The 23951-nt window shown below is 61.1% G+C and carries 21 protein-coding genes; 19 read left to right on the top strand and 2 right to left on the bottom strand.

Going from position 1 to position 23951, the window contains the following annotated elements:
• Window positions 1-76 precede the first annotated feature (76 nt).
• On the bottom strand, window positions 77-1315 hold the full coding sequence (locus tag K2O51_RS33930) for a CaiB/BaiF CoA transferase family protein (RefSeq protein WP_220632008.1): 1239 nt from the start codon (window positions 1313-1315) through the stop codon (window positions 77-79).
• Between the two features lie 154 nt (window positions 1316-1469).
• Here K2O51_RS33930 and K2O51_RS33925 point away from each other — a divergent pair, with 154 nt between their 5' ends.
• From K2O51_RS33925 to K2O51_RS33835, 19 genes are all read left to right on the top strand, one after another.
• Complete coding sequence (locus K2O51_RS33925) at window positions 1470-2681, top strand: ABC transporter substrate-binding protein (protein ID WP_220632007.1); 1212 nt, start codon at window positions 1470-1472, stop codon at window positions 2679-2681.
• Window positions 2682-2691: 10 nt separating this feature from the next.
• Window positions 2692-3534, top strand: a complete 843-nt coding sequence (locus K2O51_RS33920) for an HTD2 family dehydratase (protein ID WP_245001996.1) — start codon at window positions 2692-2694, stop codon at window positions 3532-3534.
• A gap of 59 nt (window positions 3535-3593) precedes the next feature.
• Window positions 3594-4337: an SDR family NAD(P)-dependent oxidoreductase gene (locus tag K2O51_RS33915; RefSeq protein WP_220632006.1), complete on the top strand. Its 744-nt coding sequence runs from the start codon at window positions 3594-3596 to the stop codon at window positions 4335-4337.
• Between the two features lie 13 nt (window positions 4338-4350).
• Window positions 4351-5280, top strand: a complete 930-nt coding sequence (locus K2O51_RS33910; RefSeq protein WP_220632005.1) for an NAD(P)-dependent oxidoreductase — start codon at window positions 4351-4353, stop codon at window positions 5278-5280.
• A 1-nt stretch (window position 5281) separates the two neighbouring features.
• Window positions 5282-6160: a branched-chain amino acid ABC transporter permease gene (locus K2O51_RS33905; RefSeq protein ID WP_220632004.1), complete on the top strand. Its 879-nt coding sequence runs from the start codon at window positions 5282-5284 to the stop codon at window positions 6158-6160.
• Entirely contained in the window at window positions 6153-7154 is a 1002-nt protein-coding gene (locus K2O51_RS33900) for a branched-chain amino acid ABC transporter permease (protein ID WP_245001995.1), read from the top strand. The genes K2O51_RS33905 and K2O51_RS33900 overlap by 8 nt, the downstream gene beginning before the upstream one ends.
• Window positions 7151-7963, top strand: coding sequence for an ABC transporter ATP-binding protein (locus tag K2O51_RS33895; protein WP_220632003.1), 813 nt, complete (start codon window positions 7151-7153; stop codon window positions 7961-7963). Before K2O51_RS33900 ends, K2O51_RS33895 begins: the two co-directional genes overlap by 4 nt.
• Window positions 7953-8714: an ABC transporter ATP-binding protein gene (locus K2O51_RS33890; RefSeq protein WP_342394110.1), complete on the top strand. Its 762-nt coding sequence runs from the start codon at window positions 7953-7955 to the stop codon at window positions 8712-8714. The genes K2O51_RS33895 and K2O51_RS33890 overlap by 11 nt, the downstream gene beginning before the upstream one ends.
• Before the next feature lie 39 nt (window positions 8715-8753).
• Window positions 8754-9677, top strand: a complete 924-nt coding sequence (locus K2O51_RS33885; protein WP_220632002.1) for an SMP-30/gluconolactonase/LRE family protein — start codon at window positions 8754-8756, stop codon at window positions 9675-9677.
• A 37-nt stretch (window positions 9678-9714) separates the two neighbouring features.
• Complete coding sequence (locus tag K2O51_RS33880) at window positions 9715-10716, top strand: Bug family tripartite tricarboxylate transporter substrate binding protein (protein WP_220632001.1); 1002 nt, start codon at window positions 9715-9717, stop codon at window positions 10714-10716.
• A gap of 152 nt (window positions 10717-10868) precedes the next feature.
• Window positions 10869-12071, top strand: coding sequence for an FAS1-like dehydratase domain-containing protein (locus tag K2O51_RS33875; RefSeq protein WP_220632000.1), 1203 nt, complete (start codon window positions 10869-10871; stop codon window positions 12069-12071).
• Between the two features lie 32 nt (window positions 12072-12103).
• Window positions 12104-13270: a CoA transferase gene (locus K2O51_RS33870; protein ID WP_220631999.1), complete on the top strand. Its 1167-nt coding sequence runs from the start codon at window positions 12104-12106 to the stop codon at window positions 13268-13270.
• On the top strand, window positions 13267-14478 hold the full coding sequence (locus K2O51_RS33865; RefSeq protein WP_220631998.1) for a CaiB/BaiF CoA transferase family protein: 1212 nt from the start codon (window positions 13267-13269) through the stop codon (window positions 14476-14478). The genes K2O51_RS33870 and K2O51_RS33865 overlap by 4 nt, the downstream gene beginning before the upstream one ends.
• 14 nt (window positions 14479-14492) lie before the next feature.
• A complete protein-coding gene (locus K2O51_RS33860; protein WP_220631997.1) occupies window positions 14493-15074 on the top strand; it encodes a cysteine hydrolase family protein in 582 nt (193 codons plus the stop codon).
• Between the two features lie 6 nt (window positions 15075-15080).
• Complete coding sequence (locus tag K2O51_RS33855; protein ID WP_220631996.1) at window positions 15081-15890, top strand: HpcH/HpaI aldolase/citrate lyase family protein; 810 nt, start codon at window positions 15081-15083, stop codon at window positions 15888-15890.
• A gap of 32 nt (window positions 15891-15922) precedes the next feature.
• Complete coding sequence (locus K2O51_RS33850; RefSeq protein ID WP_220631995.1) at window positions 15923-16504, top strand: DUF2889 domain-containing protein; 582 nt, start codon at window positions 15923-15925, stop codon at window positions 16502-16504.
• Between the two features lie 77 nt (window positions 16505-16581).
• Complete coding sequence (locus tag K2O51_RS33845; protein ID WP_220631994.1) at window positions 16582-17562, top strand: Bug family tripartite tricarboxylate transporter substrate binding protein; 981 nt, start codon at window positions 16582-16584, stop codon at window positions 17560-17562.
• 322 nt (window positions 17563-17884) lie between these two features.
• Window positions 17885-21394 (top strand): pyruvate carboxylase, encoded by a 3510-nt coding sequence (locus K2O51_RS33840; protein WP_220631993.1) that lies wholly within the window; start codon window positions 17885-17887, stop codon window positions 21392-21394.
• Between the two features lie 191 nt (window positions 21395-21585).
• The gene (locus K2O51_RS33835; RefSeq protein WP_220631992.1) at window positions 21586-22581 is read left to right on the top strand and encodes an HpcH/HpaI aldolase/citrate lyase family protein; all 996 of its coding nucleotides are present in this window, start codon (window positions 21586-21588) and stop codon (window positions 22579-22581) included.
• A gap of 455 nt (window positions 22582-23036) precedes the next feature.
• On the opposite strand, the gene K2O51_RS33830 is transcribed toward K2O51_RS33835, so the two are convergent.
• Window positions 23037-23297: an XRE family transcriptional regulator gene (locus K2O51_RS33830; RefSeq protein WP_220631991.1), complete on the bottom strand. Its 261-nt coding sequence runs from the start codon at window positions 23295-23297 to the stop codon at window positions 23037-23039.
• Window positions 23298-23951: the final 654 nt, after the last annotated feature.

Genomic DNA, 23951 nt, shown 5'->3' with positions numbered 1-23951 from the left:
GAGTGCTTTAAGAATGGAAATGAGCGTTCTTGGCTAGATCCGGCCAAAAATTGCGGCTAGCTTTGGGCCGCACAAATCAGGCTCGCTCGCGAACCGGTGCCCAAGCGCATGCGTCCGGCTGTACGGCTGTGACCGCACCTGTGGCCACCAAACGCTCGCATTCGGTTGCGTTGAGGCCCGCTGCTCGCAGGAGCTCAATTGTGTGTTCGCCCAGTTCTGGCGGAGGGAGCGTGGAGCTAGCTGGAGCGGTCCCCAAGCGCGGAAACTCGGGAATATCGAAGTCAAGACCGCGGAAGGAAACCTCACGAAGCTTGCCAGGTTGGTGCGCCTGTTCGGCATCGAGCACGCGCTCGATTGGCAGGACCTCCGTGAATCCAACTCCGGCAGCTTTGAGTCGTGCGGCGGCGTCCTCGAAGGTGTGAGCAGCCATCGCCGTCCTGACAAGAGCTTCCACGTCCTCACGCACCTTCTTGCGTTGTCGGAGGGTGGCCAACGCTGGATCAGTGGCCGCAGGTAGCTCTAGTGCTTCACAGAATTTGCGCCAATGCGTGTCGCTCAGCATCAACAGATACATCCATCGCTCGTCTGCGGTGGCATAGGCGCCGTATCCGGGCATGCTGAATTCACCGTGCGGTTCGCGTTCGGGGCGACCAAACAAATGGGTCTTCAGTTGAACGCCAGTTAGGTCGCGTGACGCGACATGGAGGCCTGTTTCATACAGACCGACCTCGACATGCTTCGCGTCGTCGCTGCTTCCCTGATTCTGTTGTTCGCCGAGCATGGAAGCCAGAATGCCGATGACTGCATATGCGCCTGCGAACTGGTCGTGGTATGACGGCCCCAGGCGGCTGGGGCGACCGTTAACCCGATTGGCTTCCATCACGCCAGTGGAGGCCTCCGCGACTGGGTTGGATGCCAAGTCGTCCTCTTGAGGGCCCGCGGCGTAGCCACGAATGTGGCAGTAGATGAGCGAGGGATTTACCTCAGCACAGTCGCGGCGAGTAACGCCAAGCTTGCGCGCTGCCTTTGGCGCCAGGTTGTGGACCAAGGCGTCGGCGGTCTCGAGGAGTTTGAAGAATGCCCCGCGACCTTCGGGACGTGACAGGTCAATGCAGACACTCTTCTTGCCATGACTGTAGGCAATGAAGGTCCCGCTGGGGCCGCCTCGCACCAGGCTGCGTGTGGGGTCGCCGGCAGGAGGCTCCACTTTGATTACTTCGGCTCCCAGCTGAGAAAGGATATGGGCGGCGAAGGGGGCTGCGAGCATCGTGCCCAGTTCGATTACGCGCCGACCGGCCAAGGGGAGTTGAGCCATGATGTTGTCCTTGCGGTTGAAGATAATGCATTCTATATCTTATTTGTTCGGCCGAAACGTTAGGTTTTTACGGGGAAACCCGGATACGAAAGGCCTGCCACCAGAATATAGAATGCATTCTATAAGAGATGGCGCGACAAATTGAGGAGATAACATGCAGAGAAGAGCATTTCTGGCCGGTGGGGCGGTTGCTGCGATTGGCGCGTTGCCAAAATGGGCGAGTGCGCAGCCGGGGTCGCCGGGCATCGACGTTGCCAGCAAGACAGTGACCGTTGGTGCATTCACTCCCATCACTGGGCCGGTGCCCTTCTATGCGTTGCTCACCCGAGCGGCCGAGTCATGCTTTCGCTGGGCCAACGAAACCAACGCGCTGGATGGGTGGAAAATCAAGTATGTAACGTACGACGACGGTTATGAGCCAGCTCGTAGCGTTGGCATTGCGCGCCGCCTGGTGGAGGAGCACAACGTGTTTGCCTTGGCAGCGCCGATCGGTACTGCCCAGTCGGTTGCAGTCATTCCGTATGCGAAGGAAGTTGGGCTGCCTATGATTGGTCCGGTCGGTGGCGCTACGGCTCTTTTTTCGGAACCTCTGGTGTTCCCGCTTCTTCCTGACTACACGTGGTCCGCAGCGGCGAATCTGGATTACGCCGTCAGTGACCTCAAGGCTACCCGCGTGGCATTGCTGTGGGAAAACGACGAGCTTGGGCGCTCGGCAAAGCGTGGCTTCGAACTTCACCTGTCAAACCTTAAGCGATCGGCAGCGGAGTCCATCCCGTTTGAGGTTCGCAACACCGACTTCACCCCCCATATCAGACGCCTTGCCAACGCGAAGGCGGAAGTAGTAATTCTGTTCGGTTCCAACGCCAATCTGGCGGCAGCCCTTAAGGCGGCCGACCGTGTCGGGTACAACGCAAAGTGGATGGCGCCCTTCTTCACCGCCGATCCCACGACCCGAAAACTTGCCGGCCCCTTGCTGGATGGTGTTTTCTTTTCATCGTGGTTAATGCCCGTCGGCGACAACGACCCTGAGGTAAAGGCATACCGGGACAGCATCGCCAAGTATTACCCCAACGACCCGGTTGGTGTCTTCGGGTTGAACGGCTGGAGCAACGGTATGTTGTTTGTGAAGAGCTTCAAGATGCTGCTCGGCAGTGGCAAGGCGCTCACTCGCACCAACCTGATGGCAGTCATCGAAACAATGAGGGATCAGTCCATCGGCGGTGCACGGGGGGTGACGTACGGCCCTGGAGACCATCGCGGCGCGCGCAAGGAAGGCGTAATTCAAGCGACGGCAGATGGGAGTTTCAAACTTGTACGCGACTTCAAGCCCTATCCGGCTGAAGTCTTCAACGCAAAGCTAGCCTGAAGGAGTAGCAGTGACGACGCAATACGATGCTTGGGTAGGCCGTGAGGAAACCCGTACGGAGACGCTAAGCGAATGGACGGTGCGCGCGATGGCGGCAGTACTCGACCACGATGCGGTACCCAAGGCCGGGCAGGCACTGCCGCCAGGTTGGCAATGGTTGTTCTTCAACCCCACTGCGCGCCGGAGTGGTCTGGGTGTAGATGGCCATCCGGCGCGAGGCGGCTTCCTTCCACCTATCGATCTTCCGCGCCGCATGTGGGCAGGCAGTCGTGTGCGCTACCTGGCTGCCCTGCCGGTCGGCGCTGAGGCGACGCGTCGAAGCGAGATTCGCAAAGTTGAGAATAAAGTGGGCAAGCGCGGATCTCTTTGGTTCGTTACCGTCGCCCACACGTTCTCCTGCAACGGCACAGTCTGCATCGAGGAGGAGCAGGACATTGTGTACCGCGAAGCTACTCCAGCTGGCACTGTCGCGGCTGCGCCCATCGAAGCCTATTCTGAGCAGGCGCAATGGAGCCAGCCAGTGTCACCCGACACGACGCTGCTATTCCGCTATTCGGCGTTGACTTTCAATGGACACCGCATTCACTACGATCAGGCATACGCTCGTGACGAAGAGGGGTATCCGGACCTTGTCGTTCATGGACCTCTTACCGCGACATTGTTGCAAGAGCTCGCAGTAGAGGTGGGCGACGGTCGACGGCTCGCGCGCTTTGACTTCCGTGGCGTGAGTCCGCTGTTCGTTGACCGGGAATTCCGGCTGGAGGGACGTCGCGCTGACAATGATTCCCTGATGCTGTGGGCGAGGGGGCCGAACGGCGAACTGGCGATGTCAGCCGCAGCCACCTTCGCATAACACAGACCCAGAACGACGACAGAATTCGTCGACAAGATCAGACGAGGAGACACCAAGACATGGCACAACATCTGAGCGGACCTGCGAACCTCGACGGGCAAGTTGCTCTCATTACCGGCGGAGCGGGTGGCATGGGCCGCGCAATCTCCCGTGCATTCCAGAATGCTGGCGCGACAGTAATTGCAACGGACCGCGCCGAACACGAGGACCTGGGTGCTGGCATCACGTATATGCAGTACGACGTGACCTCCCGGGAAGATACCGACCGCGTAATCGACAAGGTCATTGCTAAGCACGGCAAGGTCGACATCCTGGTGCTGTGCGCCGGCATTATCGCGCGCACCCCTCTGGGTGAGAGCACCGATGAAGAATGGGACGCCATCATGTCAGTCAACGTACGTGGCGTGGTGAATCCGACCCGGAAACTATTCCCGATGATGTGCCAGCGCGGGTTTGGCAAGATTCTGGCGGCTGGCTCTATCGCCGCGAAGAACGGAGGCGTTGCCTCGGGGCCCGCATATGTCTCGGCCAAGGCGGCGGTTCATGGGCTGATGCGCTGGGTTGCCAAAGCCGGCGCGCCGCATGGTGTGTATGCAAACACGCTCGCCCCGGGGCCGGTGGAAACCGCAATGTGGGCAAATGTGACTGGGAACGTGGCGCCCTCTGCCAATGCTACGGTTCCTTTGGGGCGTTATGGCAATGCCGAAGACATTGCTCAAGCCGCACTGTTCCTGTGCTCGCCGGCTTCGAACTGGATTACCGGCACGTCGCTTGATATCAGCGGCGGCATGTGGATGGACTGAGGAGGAACAGATCATGAGTCAAGGCAATCCCGTTATCGGATTCATCGGTTTGGGAGTCATGGGCGGACCGATGTGTCGCAACATGGCAGTCAAGCATGCAGGTGACGTGCTTGCGTTCGACACCAATCCTGCGGCCTTCGAGATCCTCGAGGGGACCAAAGGCCAGCGCCGTGCGTCGGTGCAGGAGATAGGTGAACAGGCGGACGTCGTGTTCCTCTCACTTCCTGGTGGCCCGGCAGTTCAGCAGGTCTGTCTTGGTGCTGAGGGTTTGCTTTCCGGAACGCCGCGAGTACATGCTATTGTTGACTTGAGCACCACAACCGTGGACGCCGCGCGGAAAGTGGCGGCGGCACTTGCTGAGCGCGGAGTATCGTTTGCCGATGCTCCAGTCGCACGTACCCGCGAGGCAGCCCAACGCGGAGAGCTGAGCCTGATGGTTGGGGCCAGCCAGGCCCTGTTTGACGAAGTTGCTCCGATGCTCCACTACGTGGGCTCCGATGTAACGCTGTGCGGTAAAGTCGGCTGCGGCCAGGTTGTAAAGCTCATCAATAACGCACTCGTTTTCGAACACACGATGGCTTTGGCCGAGATGATGGTCCTCGGCGAGCGGGCTGGCGTTAAGCCGTCCACGTTGCTGGATGCAGTGTCGAAGGGATCAGGAGACAGCTTTGTACTACGAAATCACGGTCGGAAGGCCTTGCTGCCTCGAGAATTTCCCCAGAAATCGTTCCCGCCTGAGTATGTGCTGAAGGACCTTCAGTACGTTCTCGAGTTGGCTGGCCAGATGAACCTCACAGCGCATGTCACCGAGCTTGCGCAGCGGTACTACACCGCTACTGCGGAACGGGGGTGGAGCGGTCGCTATTTCCCAGCGGTCATCGAAGTAATCGATCGAAACATCGGACCGGCGCCGGCATCCGCGCCTACCGAAAAGGCTCGATGACATGAATGACTTCATCGGACTGGTCTCGGCAGGCGTCGTCAGCGGTTGTCTGTACGCGATGGGCGCGGTCGGCCTTGTGCTTATCTACAAGAGCTCGAACGTCGTGAACTTCGCCCATGGCAATCTCGCCGGCCTGGCTGCATTTTTGGTCTTTGGGTTCACCGCGGGCATGTTTGCTCAGTTCACTTGGGGCGTGGCCTTCGTGCTTACGCTTGCCATCATCGTGGCATTGATGGCACTTACCTACACGGTGCTCGCGCCGCTGGTATTCAAGTCGGACCTGACCAGTACGATTGCCACCCTGGGTGTGGGTTTGATCGCGCAAGGGGCTACTCAGAGAATCTTCGGTTCGGACGTAGTGTCGCTGGAGTTGCCGTTGCCCTCATGGCGCGGCACATTCGGGCCCGTGAATCTATCCAGCTATGACCTTGCCGTACTGCTAGTCACTGCGTTGGCCATTGGCTTGCTGTACGCCGTCATTGAACGTACGCGCATTGGAGTAGCGTTTCGCGCAGTCTCTGCCCAGCCGTTTGCGGCACGAGTATGTGGCCTTAATCTACGGCGGGTGCATCTGTTCGCATGGGTTGTAGCCGGCCTCTTGGGATTGGTTGCGTCCCTGCTTATTGTGCCGACCACTTTCCTGTCTTCCACTAGCGTGGCGTCGTTCATGCTGCAGGCCTTCGCGGCAGCAGTCGTTGGCGGTTTCAGCAGCCTACCTGGCGCCGTAATCGGCGGGATCTTCATCGGCGTCCTGATGAATTTGCTGTCCTTCTACATAGCGGCGGAGTTCAACAATAGTTGGTTGCTGCTCACTATGCTGGTGGTCCTTAACCTTTTCCCCAAAGGCGTATTGGCTGAACGTGGAGGTGCCCGTGTCTAATATTTCGATGCCGCCCAACGCTATTGCCGCGGCTCAGCCAAGTGCAGTGCGGTCAGAGGGCACCAAGGGCGGGCGCCTGTCCATAGGGGTGAACGGTGCTGTATTGCTGCTCTTGCTGCTAATACCGCTAGCCGGCGGCGGTTACTGGACCTATACCCTCGGGCTGAGTTTCGCCAATGCTATTGCGATTATCGCAGTGAGCTTCTTGGTTAGATACAGTGGAGAGGTTTCCATCGGGCACGGTGTCTTCGTTGCGGCCGGCGCCTACACCGTGGCTATCCTGGAAAGGTACTACGGCATCTCGCTGTTGGGGGCAATCCCTGTCGCCGCTTTCGTTGGCGCACTACTAGGCCTGGTGTTTGCATTCCCCTCGCGGCAGCTCTCGGGCGTCTACCTCGCTGTAACGACGATGGCCCTGGCCCTCGCATTACCCGAGCTGCTGCTGCATTTCTCCAGCATCTCCGGCGGCTATGAGGGGCTTTATGTGAAGCTGGATGCGTTGCCAGGGCTCTCCAAAGCGCATCAGCGCTACTACCTGCCACTCACCGCATTGGTCGCGGTGGTGCTGCTGCTCAGCCATTTTCGACGGTCGCGTCAGGCCATGTCGCTGTTGCTGATTCGCACGTCCATCCCGGCTGCCGAATCGTTTGGTGTGCGACGGAGCTGGGCTCGCTTGTCGTGCATGGCGACCAGCGCGGCTATTGCTGCTGTGGCCGGGGCCCTGCTCTCGTTTAGCTCCTCGACTGTGTCGCCCAACAGCTTCACGCTCTGGACGTCCATCTTCTTGCTTGTTGGGTCAGTCGTCAGCATGTATTCGCTGACGATCATCGGGGCAGTAGTGGGAGGGATGTTCCTGACGATGGTGCCCATGGCACTGGCCGGTGCCGGCGACTGGGTTCCAATTCTGTATGGCGCAGCACTTCTCGCGGTGGTACTTGGCGTCAACGCCTTGCCCGCGAAATTGCGGGCGAAGCTGGACGGAGGACGAGTATGAACGCGCCAATCAGAGCGGAACATGTTGAACCACCACACAACGTGGCCCATGCGCTGACGGTCCGCAACCTATCCCTGTCCTTCGGCGGCAACCAGGTTCTGCACGACATCGGGCTGCAGTTGGAGCCGGGGGAAATTACCGGTCTCATCGGACCGAACGGGGCTGGGAAGACGAGCTTTTTCAATTGTCTGACTGGCTTGTACATGCCTCAGCGAGGGGAGATTTGCCTGGGGTCCGAGAATCTGATTTGGCTTGCACCTACGCAACGCGCGGCATTGGGGTTCTCTCGCAGCTTCCAGCATGTTGCACTCTGCCCGGAATTGACTGTCGCGGAGAACGTGATGGTGGGGCTCGATAGGCAATCCAATGCCGGATGGCTCGACGCCTTCCTGCCGCTGGCTGGTGGTCGCAAAGAACGCGGCCGAAATCGCGAACTTGCGGTGAATGCGTTGGAGCGGCTAGGTATTGCGGATGTCGCTAAATCATATCCATCCGACCTTCCACCAGGAGTCCTCCGCTTGGCTGAGATTGCTCGCGCCATTGCTGGTTCGCCTCGCGTTCTGCTCTTGGATGAGCCGGCGGCTGGATTGAACTCAGTCGAGACGCGTGATCTTGCCAACGCGCTCAAGAAGCTGCGTGCACCAGATTTGGTACTGGTCGTTGTCGAGCACGACATGGACCTCATCATGGATGTTTGCGACACCATCCATGTCCTGAACGTTGGTCGTTTGCTTGCATCCGGGAGTCCTGGGCAAATTCAGGCCAATCCGGAAGTGGTGCGAGTTTACCTGGGAGACGATGATGCGTGATTCCGTGGCGAGCCTGCTCCACGTGGAGGGTCTGACGGTGCGCTATGGTGCGGGCCCGGTTGTGCATGGTGTGTCTTTCAGCATGGCGCCCGAGACGGTCGGCGCGCTCTTGGGCGCAAACGGTGCGGGCAAGTCAAGCACTCTGCGCGCCATTGCCGGATTGGAGCCTGCTCAAGGAAGCGTCAGGTTTCAAGGTGAAGACATCAGTTCCCTTTCCGCAGCCGAGCGATTTCGCGCAGGCATCGTCTATGTACCGGAAGGGCGTGCCATCGTTGCTGATCTTTCGGTATCCGAAAACCTGACGCTGGGCGGCTACTTTTTTGATTCTGCAACCCGCGACCGCCGGCGCCGGATGGTGCTCGATTTTTTCCCTGAGATTGCCAACAGACTGCATTCCCCGGCGGGCTTGCTCAGCGGAGGGGAGCAACAAATGCTGGCAATCGGTCGCGGTTTGATGTCGGCACCTAAACTCATTTTGCTCGATGAGCCTTCACTGGGCTTGGCTCCGCTCCTGGTTGCCCGAGTTTACGAGCGGTTGGCACTGATTCGGAAGGAGCAGGGACTGGCAGCACTGCTTGTCGAGCAAAGCTTCCATGCCGCGGCCAAGCTGGCGTCGCGTGCTTGGGTGATGCGCCATGGCCATGTTGTAGGGGAGCTTGACGCGCAGGCGTTGGGCAGCCGCGAAGGACGACAGCGAGCGATTGACGCATATCTCGGGGCGCGCCAGGAAGACGCCGCTTTGGCAGTCTGAGAACCAGATGATTCGACAAAAGCCGCAGGAGTGAGACCAATGACATCGATGCTGGACGGCGAGATCATCGCCAGCGGGTTGCAGTTCCCAGAAGGTCCTATTGCCATGTCAGATGGCAGCGTGTTGGTCGTGGAGTTGGCCGCCGGGCGGCTGACGCGCGTGAGTGCCGGAGGCACCATCGATGTGGTGGCCGTGTTGGGAGGCGGACCAAACGGTGCGGCGATTGGCCCCGACGGTGCATGCTATGTATGTAACAACGGTGGCTTCAGCTGGCGGTCCGATGACGGTTTCACTCGGCCCACTGGTCCATCTGCAGACTATGTCGGTGGGTCAATTCAGCGCGTAAATCTGAGAACGGGAGCTTTTGAGGCGCTCTACACCCACTGCGACGGCGTCCCGCTACATGGCCCGAACGATATCGTTTTCGACAATCAAGGGGGCTTCTGGTTTACGGACTTCGGAAAGACGTTCGAAGACCGCATCATGCGAGGAGCCGTGTACTACGCGCGGGCGGATGGCAGCGAGATTCGGCGTGTGGCGCATCCAGTTCTGACTCCCAACGGGATCGGTCTTTCGCCAGACGGCAGGACGCTCTACGTTGCCGAGACGGAAACCAGCCGGTTGTGGGCATACGCCGTGACTGCACCTGGGCAGCTAGCTCATGAAGCGTGGCCATCGCCGAACGGCGGCCGGCTCGTATATGGGATGGAGGGCTACCAGCGCTTCGATTCCTTAGCGGTCGAGGAGGGTGGCAACATTTGCGTTGCTACGCTGGTGCGGGGAGGGATTAGTGTGATTTCTCCGTCTGGGAACCTGCTGGAGTTCCACGCAGCTTCGGAAGGATATTGCACCAACATCTGCTTTGGTGGACAGGACCGCCGCACCGCATATATCACTCTCTCTGGCTATGGCCAACTGCTGGCGGTGCAATGGGCGCGCACTGGATTGCCGCTGGCAGTCTAAAAACATGACGCCTTACACCAACATATCGGAGACAGGCATGTCGCAGTCCGACGGACGCGCACGACGCGGATTCATTCTAAACACTAGCCTAATCGCACTGGGCGTAGCTTCCGCCATGCTTTCGCTGAGCGCGCTCGCGCAAGGGGATTGGCCAAACAAGCCCGTGCGCATCATCGTGCCATACGGGCCAGGGCAGGGTGCTGACTTGATTGCACGTCTGCTAGCGCAGGAGTTGTCTGGGTCGCTACGCCAGTCGTTTGTGGTGGAGAATCGGCCTGGCGCTGGCGGCAACATTGGTGCAGCCATGGTGGCGAAAGCCGATCCTGATGGATATACGATCCTTCTTGGGACAAACGCCACCCTGGCCGCAAACGAATTTCTCTATTCGAATCTGGGCTATCAGCCGGCCAGGGATTTTGATGCGGTGGCGATGCTTGGGTTGCTCCCGATGGTGATCTGCGCCGCCACCGACTTTCCAACGAATGGCATCGCCAAATTGGTCCAGCAGGCGCGTGCCAGGCCGAACACCATCAATGTTGGCTTGCCCAGTACGACTGCGAGCGTAGTCTTTGCTCAGTTTGTGCAGTCAGCTCAGGCGCCGCTATTCGGCGTGAAGTACAAAACATCGGGCCAGTCGACCACGGACGTGCTAGGCGGGCAGATTCCCCTCGTAATCGACACCGTTGCAGCCACTCGCTCGCACATTCAGAGCGGCAAGTTGCGAGCACTCGGCATTTCGTCCAGCAAGAGTAGTGCCGTACTTGAGGGCGTGAAGCCGATAGCGGACCAAGGTGTTCCAAACTTCTCTTTGGTCGCATGGGATGCATTATTTATTCCGAAAGGCACTCCCGCCGCGGTCGTCGTCAAACTCAGTGAGCATGTCCGCCTAGCGCTCGAAAAGCCCTCCCTCCAGCGAAAGTTGGTAGAGCTGGGCATCGATCCGGAGTACATGAAACCCGCTGTATTAGCCGAGTTTGTGAAGAGTGAACGCAAACGTTGGGGGGCGTTGATCGTTGCTGCCGACCTCCACGCAGACTAACTGACTAAGTAGAATCCCTAGGTGGCGACCGCGCAATCGCGCGTTGACGTCCCGACAAAAAGAATGCATTCTGCATTAAACATCATTTTCAACCACGGCACTTTTGCCGACCACGCTGCAACTGAAATAGGAGACTTGCCTTGAATGCCGTTATGACCCCCGCCCAAAACGATGTCGGTAACGCACCCGCCGAAGGTCGCATCACTGACGAAGCTATCGCCGATGCCAAGGCAATGATCGGTCTGCATCTGCGTCCGGAAGGCCCGTACCTGCAAGACGCGACTGCCGACACTCTGCGCAACTGGTGCAACGGCATCGGTGACCTGAACCCGCTGTACCGCGACGTTGGCTATGCATCCGGCACCCGCTATGGCACGCAGCTCGGCCACCCGATGTTTCCCATGGCATTTGGCTGGCTCGGCCGCACCCGTTGGGGCCTGCCAGGCGTGCACGGTTTCTACGCCGGCAATGACTGGGAGCTGTTCCGCCACGTGCGCCCCGGCGACCGGATCACCGCTATCGAGCGCGTGGTCGGCGTGGAGGAAAAGCACAGCCAGTTCTCTGGTCGACTGGTGCTTCAGTACGTCGAAGCGAGCTACTTCAACCAACGCGGCGAACTCGTTGCTCGCGCTTTGGGAACTTGCACGCGCCACGAGCGCAAAGCCGCTCGCGATACCGGCAAGTACAAGGAAATCGTCCAGCACGAGTACTCGAACGAGGAATTCGATCGCATTGACGAAATGGTGCTCAACGAGCCGAAAAACATCCGCGGCTCCAATGTCCGATACTGGGAGGAAGTGCAGGTAGGCGAAGAACTGCCGACCATCGCTCGAGGCCCTCTTTCGCTGATGGACACGATGGGCTTCCTGGTCGGCTGTGGTCGTGGTCACACGCACGGTGTTGTCCTGCAGGCCGCGGTCAAACACCCGGGCCACTTTTTCCGCAACCCTGAGGCGGGAGGCGGCGTGGAGTACACGGGTATTGGCCATCACCGCGAATCCGTGGCCAAGGAAGTCGGCGTGCCGGGCACCTACGACTACGGTCCGCAACGCTCGTCGTGGATGGCCTCGCTGGTGACCAACTGGATGGGCGACGCAGGCGTGCTCAAGCGCGTGCGCACGGAAATGCGCCGCTTCAACATCGTCGGCGACACCACGTTCTGCAAGGGCAAGGTCGTACGCAAGTACGTCAAGGACAACGTCGGCCTGGTCGACATCGAGCTGGCTGCAGAGAATCAGCGTGGCGAGGTAACTACCCCGGGCATCGCCACGGTTGCCCTGCCGTCTCGCGACGTCAAGCTGAAGGCGTTCCTCGACGGCTCGGCTGTGGACCTGGAGCTGCCGATCACCCGCTAATCGACCTACGGGCAACCCTGCGAGAGAGTCAAATGCTGTCAACCGACAGGCAAAACGACACCACGCTTCCCCTGGCTGGCTGCCGCGTCATAGAGCGATCGCGTACAGTTGCGGCCGCCTACGCCGGGCGGCTGCTCGCTGCGATGGGAGCGCAAGTGGTGATGCTGGAGCCGACCACGGGCAGCCCGCTGCGCAGGGCGGCTCCAATCTTGGAAGACACGGGCGAGAGTGCGCTCTTCGCCTTTCTGGCTGCAGGAAAGCACAGCCTGATTTGCGACCTGAGCACTGCCGAAGGGCGAGACCTCATGGCTCGTGAACTGGCCGATGCTGACATCCTGCTGGATGACACGCCCCTGCGAGAGCGTGCAGCGCAGGGTCTGGCGTCGGAAGACACCGCTGCGCGCTACCCGAAGCTGGTGCATGTGAGTGTGTTGCCATATGGGGCTACCGGGCCCAAGGCGCACTGGGATGCTGAAGAGGTGAACCTCGTTCATGCCGGCGGGGAAGGCTTCCTCCTTCCCAATGGTCTGTCTTGCGAGCAGTTTCCGGACCGACCGCCTTTGAAAGTCTACGGCAACTTCGCCAGCTACCAGGGCGGCTGCGCCGCGGCGTGGTGTGCTCTCAGCGCGTGGTGGGCAGTGCCGATGACGGGCGGGCAGTACGTCGACGTATCGGTCCAGGACGCGAACCTCGCTGTGGGCGCTTTCGCCCTGCAACGGTTGGGCGACGGCTCGCTGGAGCATCGAACCACGCGCAGCTTCCGGTATGGTGGCGTATTCGAAGCGAAAGATGGCTACGTAGAAGTGCTCACTCTCGAAGATCGACAATGGCAGGCGCTGGTGCAACTGCTCGGCGAACCAGCATGGGCCTTGGATGAAACGCTGCAAGACCCTCTTGAGCGTAGTCGCCGCGGAACTGAGCTTAACGCCCACATTCGCGCCTGGATGCGGGAACACGCAGTGGAAGACATCGTCAGTCGGGCGCAAGCCTTGGGCGTGCCGGCGGCAAAGTACCGCACGCCGGCGGAGGTGCTGAACGGAGAGCAGGAAACTGCGCGCTCCCTGTTCGCCAAGACCACGCTTGAGAGCGGTCGCCGAGTTGACCTTCTCACGGCGCCGTTTCAGTTCCGTTGTTCGCCGCTGCCAGGTGGCGGTCGGGTCCCCGCATTGGGCGAACTCTCCGAGGAGGCCGTTCAATGACGACTCTCACTCAGACAAATGCGCCGCTCGCCGGCGTCCGGATCGCCGACTTTACGATTCATGCGGCCGGTCCATTCTGTACGCACCTGTTGTCCCAGCTCGGCGCGGAGTGCATCAAGATTGAAAGTCGGACCCGCCCTGACGCGTTTCGCAAGCCGCACGCGGTGTACGGTCGCATGTCCGCAGCCACCTTCGACCAGGTTTCGGCGAACAAGCTGTCAGTTCGCCTGAACCTCAAGCATCCCGAGGCCGTGGCCCTGGCGAAGCGCTTGGTTTCCCTTTCGGATATCGCGGCAGAGAGCTTCCGGCCCGGTGTGATGGACCGGTTGGGCTTGGGCTTCGATGCATTGCGCCAATGCAAGCCAGACCTCGTCATGCTGTCGCTTTCATCCTGTGGGCAGAGCGGACCTGATTCGCACTTCTCTGGCTATGCGCCGCTGTTCGGTGCGTGGGGAGGACTTGGGTGGATGTCCGGCTATTCCGACGGTCCTCCCATGGAAATGCGCCACGTGATGGACCACTCCGCGGGGCTCCACGCCGCTACCGCTACGGTGGCTGCCCTGCATCAAAGGCGACGTACAGGCCAAGCGCAACACGTGGACCTCGCGGCGCGTGAGGTCGCCTCCGCAATGATCGGGGACGCTTTGCTGCAGGCCAGCGTCGGCGAGACGCCAGTGCGACCGGGCAACACACATCCTGGCATGGCTCCTCACGGCGTCTACGCCACGGCACAGCCCGACCGGTGGCTGACTCTCGCGATTCGTAACGACGCGGAGTGGCGGACGTTTGCGCGCGTCGCGGGCGGAACAGCGCTGGAGGATCTGCGGTTTGCCACCGCTGGAGGACGCATTTGTCATCGCGACGAACTCGACGCCATGGTCGGTGAGTGGCTGGCATCCCGAGATGCCGACGCTATCGCGAGCGAGCTTCAGCAACGCGGCGTTTGCGCACACGTTTCCTGGAACATGGAAGACGTTGCGGGTGACGCGCATATGCGGTCGCGAAACGCGCTGGTCGAAGTCAGCGCCCCCGGGATTCCGCCGCGGCTTGCTGTCGGCACCCCGGCGAGCTTCAGCCACACCGACGCAGTGGGAATCCGACGCCTGACGCCAGAGCTCGGTCAGGACGAAGACTATGTCTTCGGTGAGTTGCTGGGGCTGAGCACCGCGCAGCGCTCCGACCTGGAAGCGCGGGAAGTCATTCTCTGAAATTGAGGAAACCAATGAAAGACGCCATCTATCTCGTCCTGGACATGATGAATGATCTCGTCCACACGGACGGTCCCAATGGAAAAGCCGCCTACGGCGACCAGGTGCGCAAACGCGACTTGATCTCGAAGACGCGCAATGCTGTGGCCAAGGCGCGTCAGGCCGGGTTGCACATTGGCTTTGTTCGCGTTGGGTTCTCTCCCGACTATCGGGAATGTCCTCCGAATTCTCCGATCTTCTCGTTGGCCAAGAAGAACGGTCTGTTCAAACTGGGCACATGGGGCACCGAAGTACATCCGGACCTGGGCCGACAGGAGGAAGACTTCGATATCGTCAAGCATCGGGTCAGCCCCTTCTACGCGACCAGCCTCGAAGCGGTACTGCGTGCGCAAGGAATCAAGCGAATTTATTGCTCTGGCGTCTCGACCAACGCGGTCGTCCAGGCGACCGTGCGCGAAGGCCACGACCGAGACTATGCCGTCACGGTGCTTTCGGATTGCTGTTGCGCCCCGTCGGACGAGGAACACGACCAGGCGCTTCAAGGTCTGAAGCGCTTCTGTACCATTGCCACGTCCGACGACGTCGTGTTCGAGTGAGACGTCATGACGCGAATCGCTAGGAGTTACCTGTTTGTGCCGGGCCACAAGCCCGAGCGCTTCGCCAAAGCCCTTGCCAGTGGCGCCCATCACGTGGTGGTCGACCTCGAGGACGCCGTGGCACCCGCCGACAAGGCGGCTGCGCGTGACAGCGTGGCGAGTTGGCTCGCAACGCAGCGAGACGTGTTTGTGCGCATTAACGCGGCAGACACCGAATGGTTTGAGGAAGACCTGCGCATGCTTGCCGACTATCCGGGCGTTGGGGTCATGTTGCCGAAGGCGGACGACCGGTCGCTGAAGACGCTCATCGGAATGCTGCCCAATAGGCGCACCTTGGCCTTGCTCGAGACTGTCAAAGGATTTCTCCGTTTGCATGAGATCGTTGGCATCCGGGGCTTGGAAAGAATCGCCTTTGGCAGCGTAGACTTCTCCGCGGAGTCCGGAATTTCGGATGAAGCCGACGCCCTCACGGCGATCCGCACGAACCTCGTCTTGGCATCGTGCTACGCGGGCCTGGCTGCACCGATTGATGGCGTCAGTGTGAACTTCACCGCTGAGGCCGCCATCGTGCAGGATGCGCGTCGTTCACGACAACTGGGTTTCGGTGGAAAGCTCTGCATCCATCCGGCACAAGTCGCGCCGGTCAACGCGGCGTTCGCACCGAGCGTCGAAGAGCTCGAATGGGCCCGAAGGGTGCTTGACGCCTTCGAATCCAGCCACGGCGCAGCTACCGCGCTGGACGGCAAGATGATTGACAAGCCGGTGGTGGACCGTGCTCGTCAGATGGTTAGCGAAGGGGCTGTAGTCACGACCTAGGACGCGGCCTATCACATAGCAGGTGATTCATCATGGATTCAACTGTAGAAATCGTGCCGATGCACTGCCGTCAGATTGAGACAACGTTTGGTCGCCGCAGCGACGGACTGTTCGAAATCGAGGGCCGGCTCCTTGATACCAAGGCCCATGCCTTTCGGCGACAGCTAGCGGCGGAGGATTCTCCGCCCGGCACGCCGCTTCACCGGATTTCAGTGCGTCTAGTCGTGGATGCTGACCTAGTGGTGCATGAGGCCACCGCAGAGTTGGCCACCACGCCGTTCGAGACTTGCCGCGGTGCCGAGCAATCGCTGTTCCCACTCAATGGGATGCGCATCGGCCCCGGCTGGATTAAGCGGGTGAAGAACGTGCTCGGCGGCCCGATGTCATGTACGCATGTTTTGGAACTGCTTGGGCCGATGGCCACGACTGCATTCCAGGGTTTAGCTCCTATGCGCATCGCTCGCATCAATGCGCCCGGCAACGGCGCCGAACGGAGAAAGAAGGTGGATAGCTGTTTCGCTTACGCAGCGCAACGCGATGTTGTGACTAGGCTATGGCCGGAGCTGTACAAGCCGAAAGAGCCGCCCGTCGAACACGCCATATATAAAGACTGACTACTACGCCTCAAAAGATTTGTCCGCCGGCCCGGCATACCAATCCAGTTCCGTTAGAGCATGCTGGAGGAGACACTATGCGAACCAAAATTCAAAGACAGCATTTCTTGCTGAGCTGCGTGCTCGGTTTGGCATCAACTCTGGCGCATGCAGGCGGCTATCCGGATCGCCCGATTCGACTTGTGGTGGGATTTCCCCCTGGCGGCGGCGCGGATTATGTGGCGCGCGTTGTTGGTCAGCACCTCGGCGAGACGCTGGGCGTAAGCGTCGTCGTAGAGAACAAGCCTGGTGCTAATGGAACGATTGCTGCAGGGGATGTGGCGCGTATGCCAGCCGATGGCTACACGTTGTTGCTCGGTGTGCCGGCAAGCCAGTCAATCAGCCCCGTGCTGATGTCAAAGCTGCCTTATGACCCGTTACGTGACTTCACGCCGATTTCGAATGTTGGGTTCACGCCCTTGGTCCTGGTTGTTAACGCCAAGACGCCGGCAAAGTCCGTGGGTGAGTTCGTCAAGTACGTTGCCGCAAGCAGGGAGCCTGTCGCTTACGGTTCGGCCGGCACTGGAAACATCACGCACATGGCTGGCGAACTGTTCACGCAGTCCACGGGATTGAAGAACCTGCGTCATATCCCCTACAAGGGAAGCTCTCAAGTCATTACTGACCTTATTGGTGGGCATGTGACGGCATACTTCGACACGCTCCCGTCGTCCTTGCCATTTATCCAGAGCGGTCAACTGCGAGCGTTAGGGGTAACCAGCGGCGCGCGAACCAGCATCGCGCCAGACATTCCCACCCTGAAGGAATCCGGCGTAGCAGGCTATATGGTAACCACATGGTTCGGCATCCTCGCTCCGCCGAAGTTGAGCCCTCAGGTCGTCGATAGAATCTACCAGGCGCTTCGCAAGGGACTGGACACGCCGGAGGTGCGGAAAACGTTCGCTTCCCGCGGCATCGAACTGATGCTGGATACACCCCCCCATTTCCAAGCCACTCTGTCGGCGGACATCGCACAATGGCGCGAAGTCACTAAGAAGGGCGGCATCACGGCGAACTGATTCGCTCGCAGCAGAATGCCGCGGGAATGCAACGACACTAACAGTGGCGGAAATCTGACCGTGACAGAGCGCCGAGACAGCAGACTTCGGTCAACCGAGCATTTGGCGCTCGAATGCTGATGAGGACTGGATTTGAAGTCAGGTCGCTTTGGTGGACTATCTCCAGATTTCTGAGGAACGACGCCCCAGCGTTGGTCAGCTACGGCGCTCGGCGTCGAAAGAGCTCGCCGAGTCCGTCGTTGAGGAGCCAACTCAACGCGCTGCCTCTCCGGCACGCAGCATGCCATGCCTATGGCGTATGGCTGACTCGCCTTTTTGCCCCATGAACTACACACCCATCAAGTCCCTGCTGATTGCCAACCGTTCCGAGATCGCGATCCGCGTGATGCGCGCCGCGGCCGAGATGAATATCCGGACCGTGGCGATCTATTCGAAAGAAGACCGCCTCGCGCTTCATCGCTTCAAGGCGGACGAAAGCTATCTGGTTGGCGAGGGCAAGAAGCCGCTGGCGGCCTACCTCGACATCGAAGACATCCTGCGCATCGCCCGGAAGGCGAAGGTGGATGCCATCCACCCGGGCTATGGCTTTCTCTCGGAGAACCCGGAATTCGCGCAAGCCGTGATGGATGCCGGCATCCGCTGGGTCGGCCCGTCCCCGGACGTCATGCGCAAGCTGGGCAACAAGGTGGCGGCCCGCAACGCGGCGATCGAGGCGGGCGTGCCGGTGATGCCCGCGACCGATCCGTTGCCGCATGACCTGGACGAGTGCAAGCGCCTGGCGGCCGGCATCTGCTACCCGCTGATGCTCAAGGCGAGCTGGGGCGGTGGCGGGCGCGGCATGCGCATGCTGGAGAACGAGCAGGATCTGGAGAGCTTGCTGCCGGCCGCACGCCGCGAGGCGCTGGCCGCGTTCGGCAACGACGAGGTCTATGTCGAGAAACTGGTGCGCAATGCGCGCCACGTGGAAGTGCAGGCGCTGGGCGATACGCATGGCAACCTGGTGCACCTGTACGAGCGCGACTGTACCGTGCAGCGGCGCAACCAGAAGGTGGTGGAGCGGGCACCCGCACCGTATCTGGACGACGCTGGCCGGGCCGAACTGTGCGACGCGGCCATGCGCCTGATGCGCGCGGTCGGCTACACGCATGCGGGCACGATCGAATTCCTGATGGATGCCGATTCCGGCCAGTTCTATTTCATCGAGGTCAACCCGCGCATCCAGGTCGAGCACACGGTCACCGAGATGGTCACCGGTGTCGATATCGTCAAGGCGCAGATCCGCATCACCGAAGGCGGCCATATCGGCATGACCGAGAACACGCGCGATGCCGACGGCAAGATCGTGGTGCGCGCGGCGGGTGTGCCGGAACAGGCGGGGATCGCGCTGAACGGGCATGCCCTGCAATGCCGGATCACGACCGAAGACCCCGAAAACGGCTTCCTGCCGGACTATGGCCGGCTCTCCGCCTACCGTAGCGCCGCAGGCTTTGGCGTCCGCCTTGATGCCGGTACCGCCTACGGCGGCGCGGTGATCACGCCATACTACGATTCGCTGCTGGTCAAGGTCACCACCTGGGCGCCGACGGCGCCCGAGTCGATCCGGCGCATGGATCGCGCGCTGCGCGAATTCCGCATCCGCGGCGTCGCGTGCAACCTGCAGTTCCTCGAGAACGTCATCAACCATCCGGCTTTCCGCTCGGGCGAGGTCACCACGCGCTTTATCGACAAGACGCCGGAACTGCTCGCCTTCGCCAAGCGGCAGGACCGCGCGACCAAGCTGCTGCGCTATCTTGGCGATGTGTGTGTCAACGGGCATCCCGAAATCAACGGCCGCACGCTACCTTCGCTGCCGTTGCCCAGCCCGGTGCTGCCCAAGGTGGATACCGTTGGCGCACTTCCGACCGGCACGCGCGACCTGCTGCGCGAGCTTGGCGCGGAAAAGTTCTCGCGCTGGATGTTGGAACAGAAGCGTGTGCTGCTGACCGACACGACCATGCGCGATGCGCACCAGTCGCTGTTCGCCACGCGCATGCGCACCGCCGACATGCTGCCGATCGCGCCGTTCTACGCGCGCGAACTGCCGCAACTGTTCTCGATGGAATGCTGGGGCGGCGCCACGTTCGACGTGGCGCTGCGCTTCCTGAAGGAAGACCCGTGGCAGCGGCTTGAGCAACTGCGCGAGCGCGTGCCCAACATCCTGTTCCAGATGCTGCTGCGCGGCTCGAACGCGGTCGGCTACACGAACTACGCGGACAACGTGGTGAAGTTCTTCGTCCGCCAGGCCGCCAGCTCGGGCGTGGACGTGTTCCGCGTGTTCGATTCGTTGAACTGGGTGCGCAATATGCGCGTGGCGATTGATGCCGTGGGCGAGAGCGGCGCGCTGTGCGAAGGCGCGATTTGCTACACCGGCGATATCTTCGACGGTTCCCGTCCCAAATACGACCTGAAGTACTACGTCGGGATCGCGCGTGAACTGAAAGCTGCGGGCGTTCACGTGCTGGGCATCAAGGATATGGCGGGGATCTGCCGTCCGCAGGCTGCCGCCGCGCTGGTGAAGGCGCTCAAGGAAGAGACCGGCCTGCCCGTGCATTTCCATACGCACGATACCAGCGGTATCTCGGCCGCCTCCGCGCTGGCCGCCATCGGTGCGGGCTGCGATGCGGTGGATGGCGCGCTGGATGCGATGAGCGGGCTCACCTCGCAACCGAACCTGTCGAGCATCGCCGCGGCGCTGGCCGGCAGCGAGCGCGACCCCGGACTCGACCTGGAACGCCTGCACGAGGCGTCGATGTACTGGGAGGGTGTGCGTCGCTACTACGCACCGTTCGAATCGGAGATCCGCGCCGGCACGGCCGATGTCTACCGCCACGAGATGCCCGGCGGCCAGTACACCAACCTGCGCGAGCAGGCCCGCTCGCTCGGCATCGAGCATCGCTGGACGGAGGTGTCGCGCGCGTATGCCGATGTCAACAAGATGTTCGGTGACATCGTGAAGGTGACGCCGACGTCCAAGGTGGTCGGCGACATGGCACTGATGATGGTCGCCAACGACATGAGCGCCGCCGATGTCGGCGATCCGGCCAAGGAGATTGCGTTTCCCGAATCGGTGGTCTCGCTGTTCAAGGGCGAACTGGGCTTCCCGCCCGACGGCTTCCCCGCGGAACTCTCGCGCAAGGTCCTGCGCGGCGAGCCGCCCGTGCCTTACCGGCCCGGCGACCAGATTCCGGCGGTTGATCTCGACGCGGCGCGGGCCGAGGCTGAAGCGGCGTGCGAACAGTCCCTCGACGACAAGCAGCTGGCGTCGTACCTGATGTACCCCAAGCAGGCGATCGCCTACCACGCGCATGTGCGGACCTACAGCGATACGTCGGTGGTGCCGACGCCAGCCTTCCTGTATGGCCTGCAGCCGCAGGAAGAGGTGGCCATCGATATCGCGGAGGGCAAGACCCTGCTGGTATCGCTGCAGGGGACACATCCCGATGTCGAGGAGGGCAACATCAAGGTCCAGTTCGAGCTGAACGGACAATCCCGCACGGCGCTGATCGAGCAGCACAGCACCGCGCCATCCGGTCCGGCGCGCCAGAGCAAGAACGTTGCCGATCCCGACAATCCGCTGCATATCGCCGCGCCGATGCCGGGCTCGATCGTGACCGTGGCCGTCCAGCCGGGGCAGAAGATCGCGGCTGGCACGACACTGCTTGCACTGGAGGCGATGAAGATGGAAACGCATATCGCTGCGGACCGCGATTGCGAGATTGCCGCTGTGTATGTGAAACAGGGGGATCGTGTGGCGGCGAAGGACCTGCTGATCGAACTGAAGAAAGCGGGTTGACGTAGGGTCAAGGGGAGGCATCCGGCTAACAAGCCTTCGGTTGCTGCGCCGATTGACGACATTACTTTCGGAAAACTCTTCCTTTGCTCTACGTGCTCGACCTCGACTACACCATTGCCATCCCGAAACGCCAGCGGTAAGCCACGCGTGCGGGGTGCCCCAATGTATCCATCCTTTCAGCGAGACAAGACATGACCAGCGTAACGCACCCGAGCGACGCCCTCTTTGCCGGCGAAAAGGCATTCCCCGTACTTGCCGCGTGCGAGCACTTTGCCGGCAGCGAGAAGCTGATCGGCAAGGCCATGGACCTGCAGGTCGAGTACGGTCCGGTCTTCGAAGTGACCTGCGACTGCGAGGATGGCGCCGCCGCCGGCCAGGAACGCGAGCATGCCGAAATGGTCGCGCGCATGATTGCCTCGGACCGCAACCGCTTCGACCGCGCCGGCGCGCGTATCCACGACCCGTCGCACCCGGCGTGGCGCCAGGACGTCGACATCATCGTGGCCGGCGCCGGCAGCCGTCTGGCCTATATCACCGTGCCCAAGGCCACCAACAGCGGCCAGGTCGCGGAGGTGATCCGCTATATCGCCGAGGCCGGCAAGAAGTCTGGCCTCGACCAGCCCGTGCCGGTCCACGTGCTGATCGAGACCCACGGCGCGCTGCGCGACGTATTCCAGATCGCCGAACTGCCGAATATCGAGGTGCTGGACTTCGGCCTGATGGACTTTGTCAGCGGCCATCACGGCGCCATTCCCGCCGCCGCGATGCGCAGCCCCGGCCAGTTCGAGCACGCGCTGCTGGCACGCGCCAAGTCCGACATGGTCGCGGCGGCGCTGGCCAACGGTATCGTGCCGGCCCACAACGTGTGCCTGAACCTGAAGGACGCCGAGGTCATCGCCGGCGACGCGCGCCGTGCGCGCAACGAGTTCGGCTTCCTGCGCATGTGGAGCATCTACCCGGCGCAGATCCAGCCGATCGTCAACGCCATGCGCCCGGACTTCAACGAAGTGGACGCCGCCGCCGGCATCCTGGTGGCGGCGCAGGACGCCGACTGGGGCCCGATCCAGTACCAGGGTGAACTGCACGACCGCGCCACTTACCGCTATTTCTGGGAAGTGCTGCAAAAGGCGAAGGTCACCGGCATGCCGCTACCGGCTGAGGCGGAGCGCCGCTTCTTCGCGAACTGACGAAGGGCGGGGGGAGCACCGGCATCGTCGTATGGTGCTGTTACCGGCGTATTTCACCTCTCGCCAACCGCTGGACGACTGCTTCCGGGCGGCCGGTGCCGAGCCTCAGGTTATCGCGGAACTGGATTCGATCTCTCCGATGCTAGAGCTTGTCAGGCAAACCTGTATAGCTGGAGTAAAAGAGCCTTAACAGCCACTATGAAATGCAATTAATCGACAAGGCCTCAAACCCAACAGCATCTCTTGCTGGCACGCGGCGAGGCGGTCGAAATTGCCGAGGCTTATAGAGCTGCCGGCCGTCGCTCAGTTCCGGCTATTGGCAAAACCGTTCCGCCGGGAATGATCACGGATGGCAAATCGCCATGCTTCCAAGAGCGCGGTTACCTGCCAAATCAATTTGGTCAGCAGAAATCAGCGTGAAAGGGAGGAAGTGGGGCCCTGATCCCTGACGGGGATCACTGCACAGGATTGCCGAGCCTATCCCGCCAGGTGCGCAGTTCCGCTGCGCGGAAGGACTGGAATTTTCCGGCCAGCGCCAGCAGCAGATCCGATTGCGGGGTATCCAGCAGCGTGGCGGCTTCCGACAACCTCAGCCCGCTGACTCGGATGCGGTCGGTGATGTCTTTCACGATGTTTGCTTTCAGGGGGATTTCTTCGGCGTCTGCGAAGCCAAGCTGCGCATACACATTCCCTGTTCCATACTCGAAGCAAAACATGTGAACTCCTTTCAATCACTAGACAACAACCCCTTTCTGCATCGTGCGTGATGGTGGCTGAGGGCGCGATTATTCAGGTAAGTGAATGTCGAGACAATCTCGGGGAAACACTGAGTGCGGGGTCTGGTAGCCCCCTGGTCTAGGGGCCTTTGCTGAGCCCTCCTGACGGGCGCGATTGGGGCGGATCACTGGCTTAGTGCAAAAGAGCGGGGCGACCCGCCGTGAAACGCGGGAAGGAAGCGCAGCCTGAATCCATCCGGTTTTCAACGGCGGGCGGAGGCCTTTTTCGCCCTGCCAAGTAGTTTCATGATCATGAAACTACGAATTTTTCGGTGGTGGGCGCCAGGCGGGGTTTGTTGTCCTTGCCGATAACTTCCAGCCGACAGCGCTCGGTCCCCTGCGTGTCGCGCCGGCAGAAGAAGGCGCCCACGGTTGTGTCCAGGACATCCGCCACACGTAGGTCGCCCAGATAGAGCACTGTGCACAGCCAGCGCCAGCGCCAGCGCCAGCGCGGAGCGTGCAGGCGTTCGCGGCCGGTCTCCGTACGTATGCGACGACAGCGGCTTGCCCAGTTGCAGCACCGACCCCAGGATCAAGCGTTCGACCTCGCGCCGGTAGGGTCAGTGTCGCCGCGCTGTCGGCATAGCGCGCTAG

The sequence above is a fragment of the Cupriavidus pinatubonensis genome (assembly GCF_019602855.1).
GTDB classification, from domain to species: Bacteria; Pseudomonadota; Gammaproteobacteria; order Burkholderiales; family Burkholderiaceae; genus Cupriavidus; species Cupriavidus pinatubonensis.
Note: the sequence above shows the minus strand (reverse complement) of the source record. Positions and strands in the feature narration are given on the sequence as shown.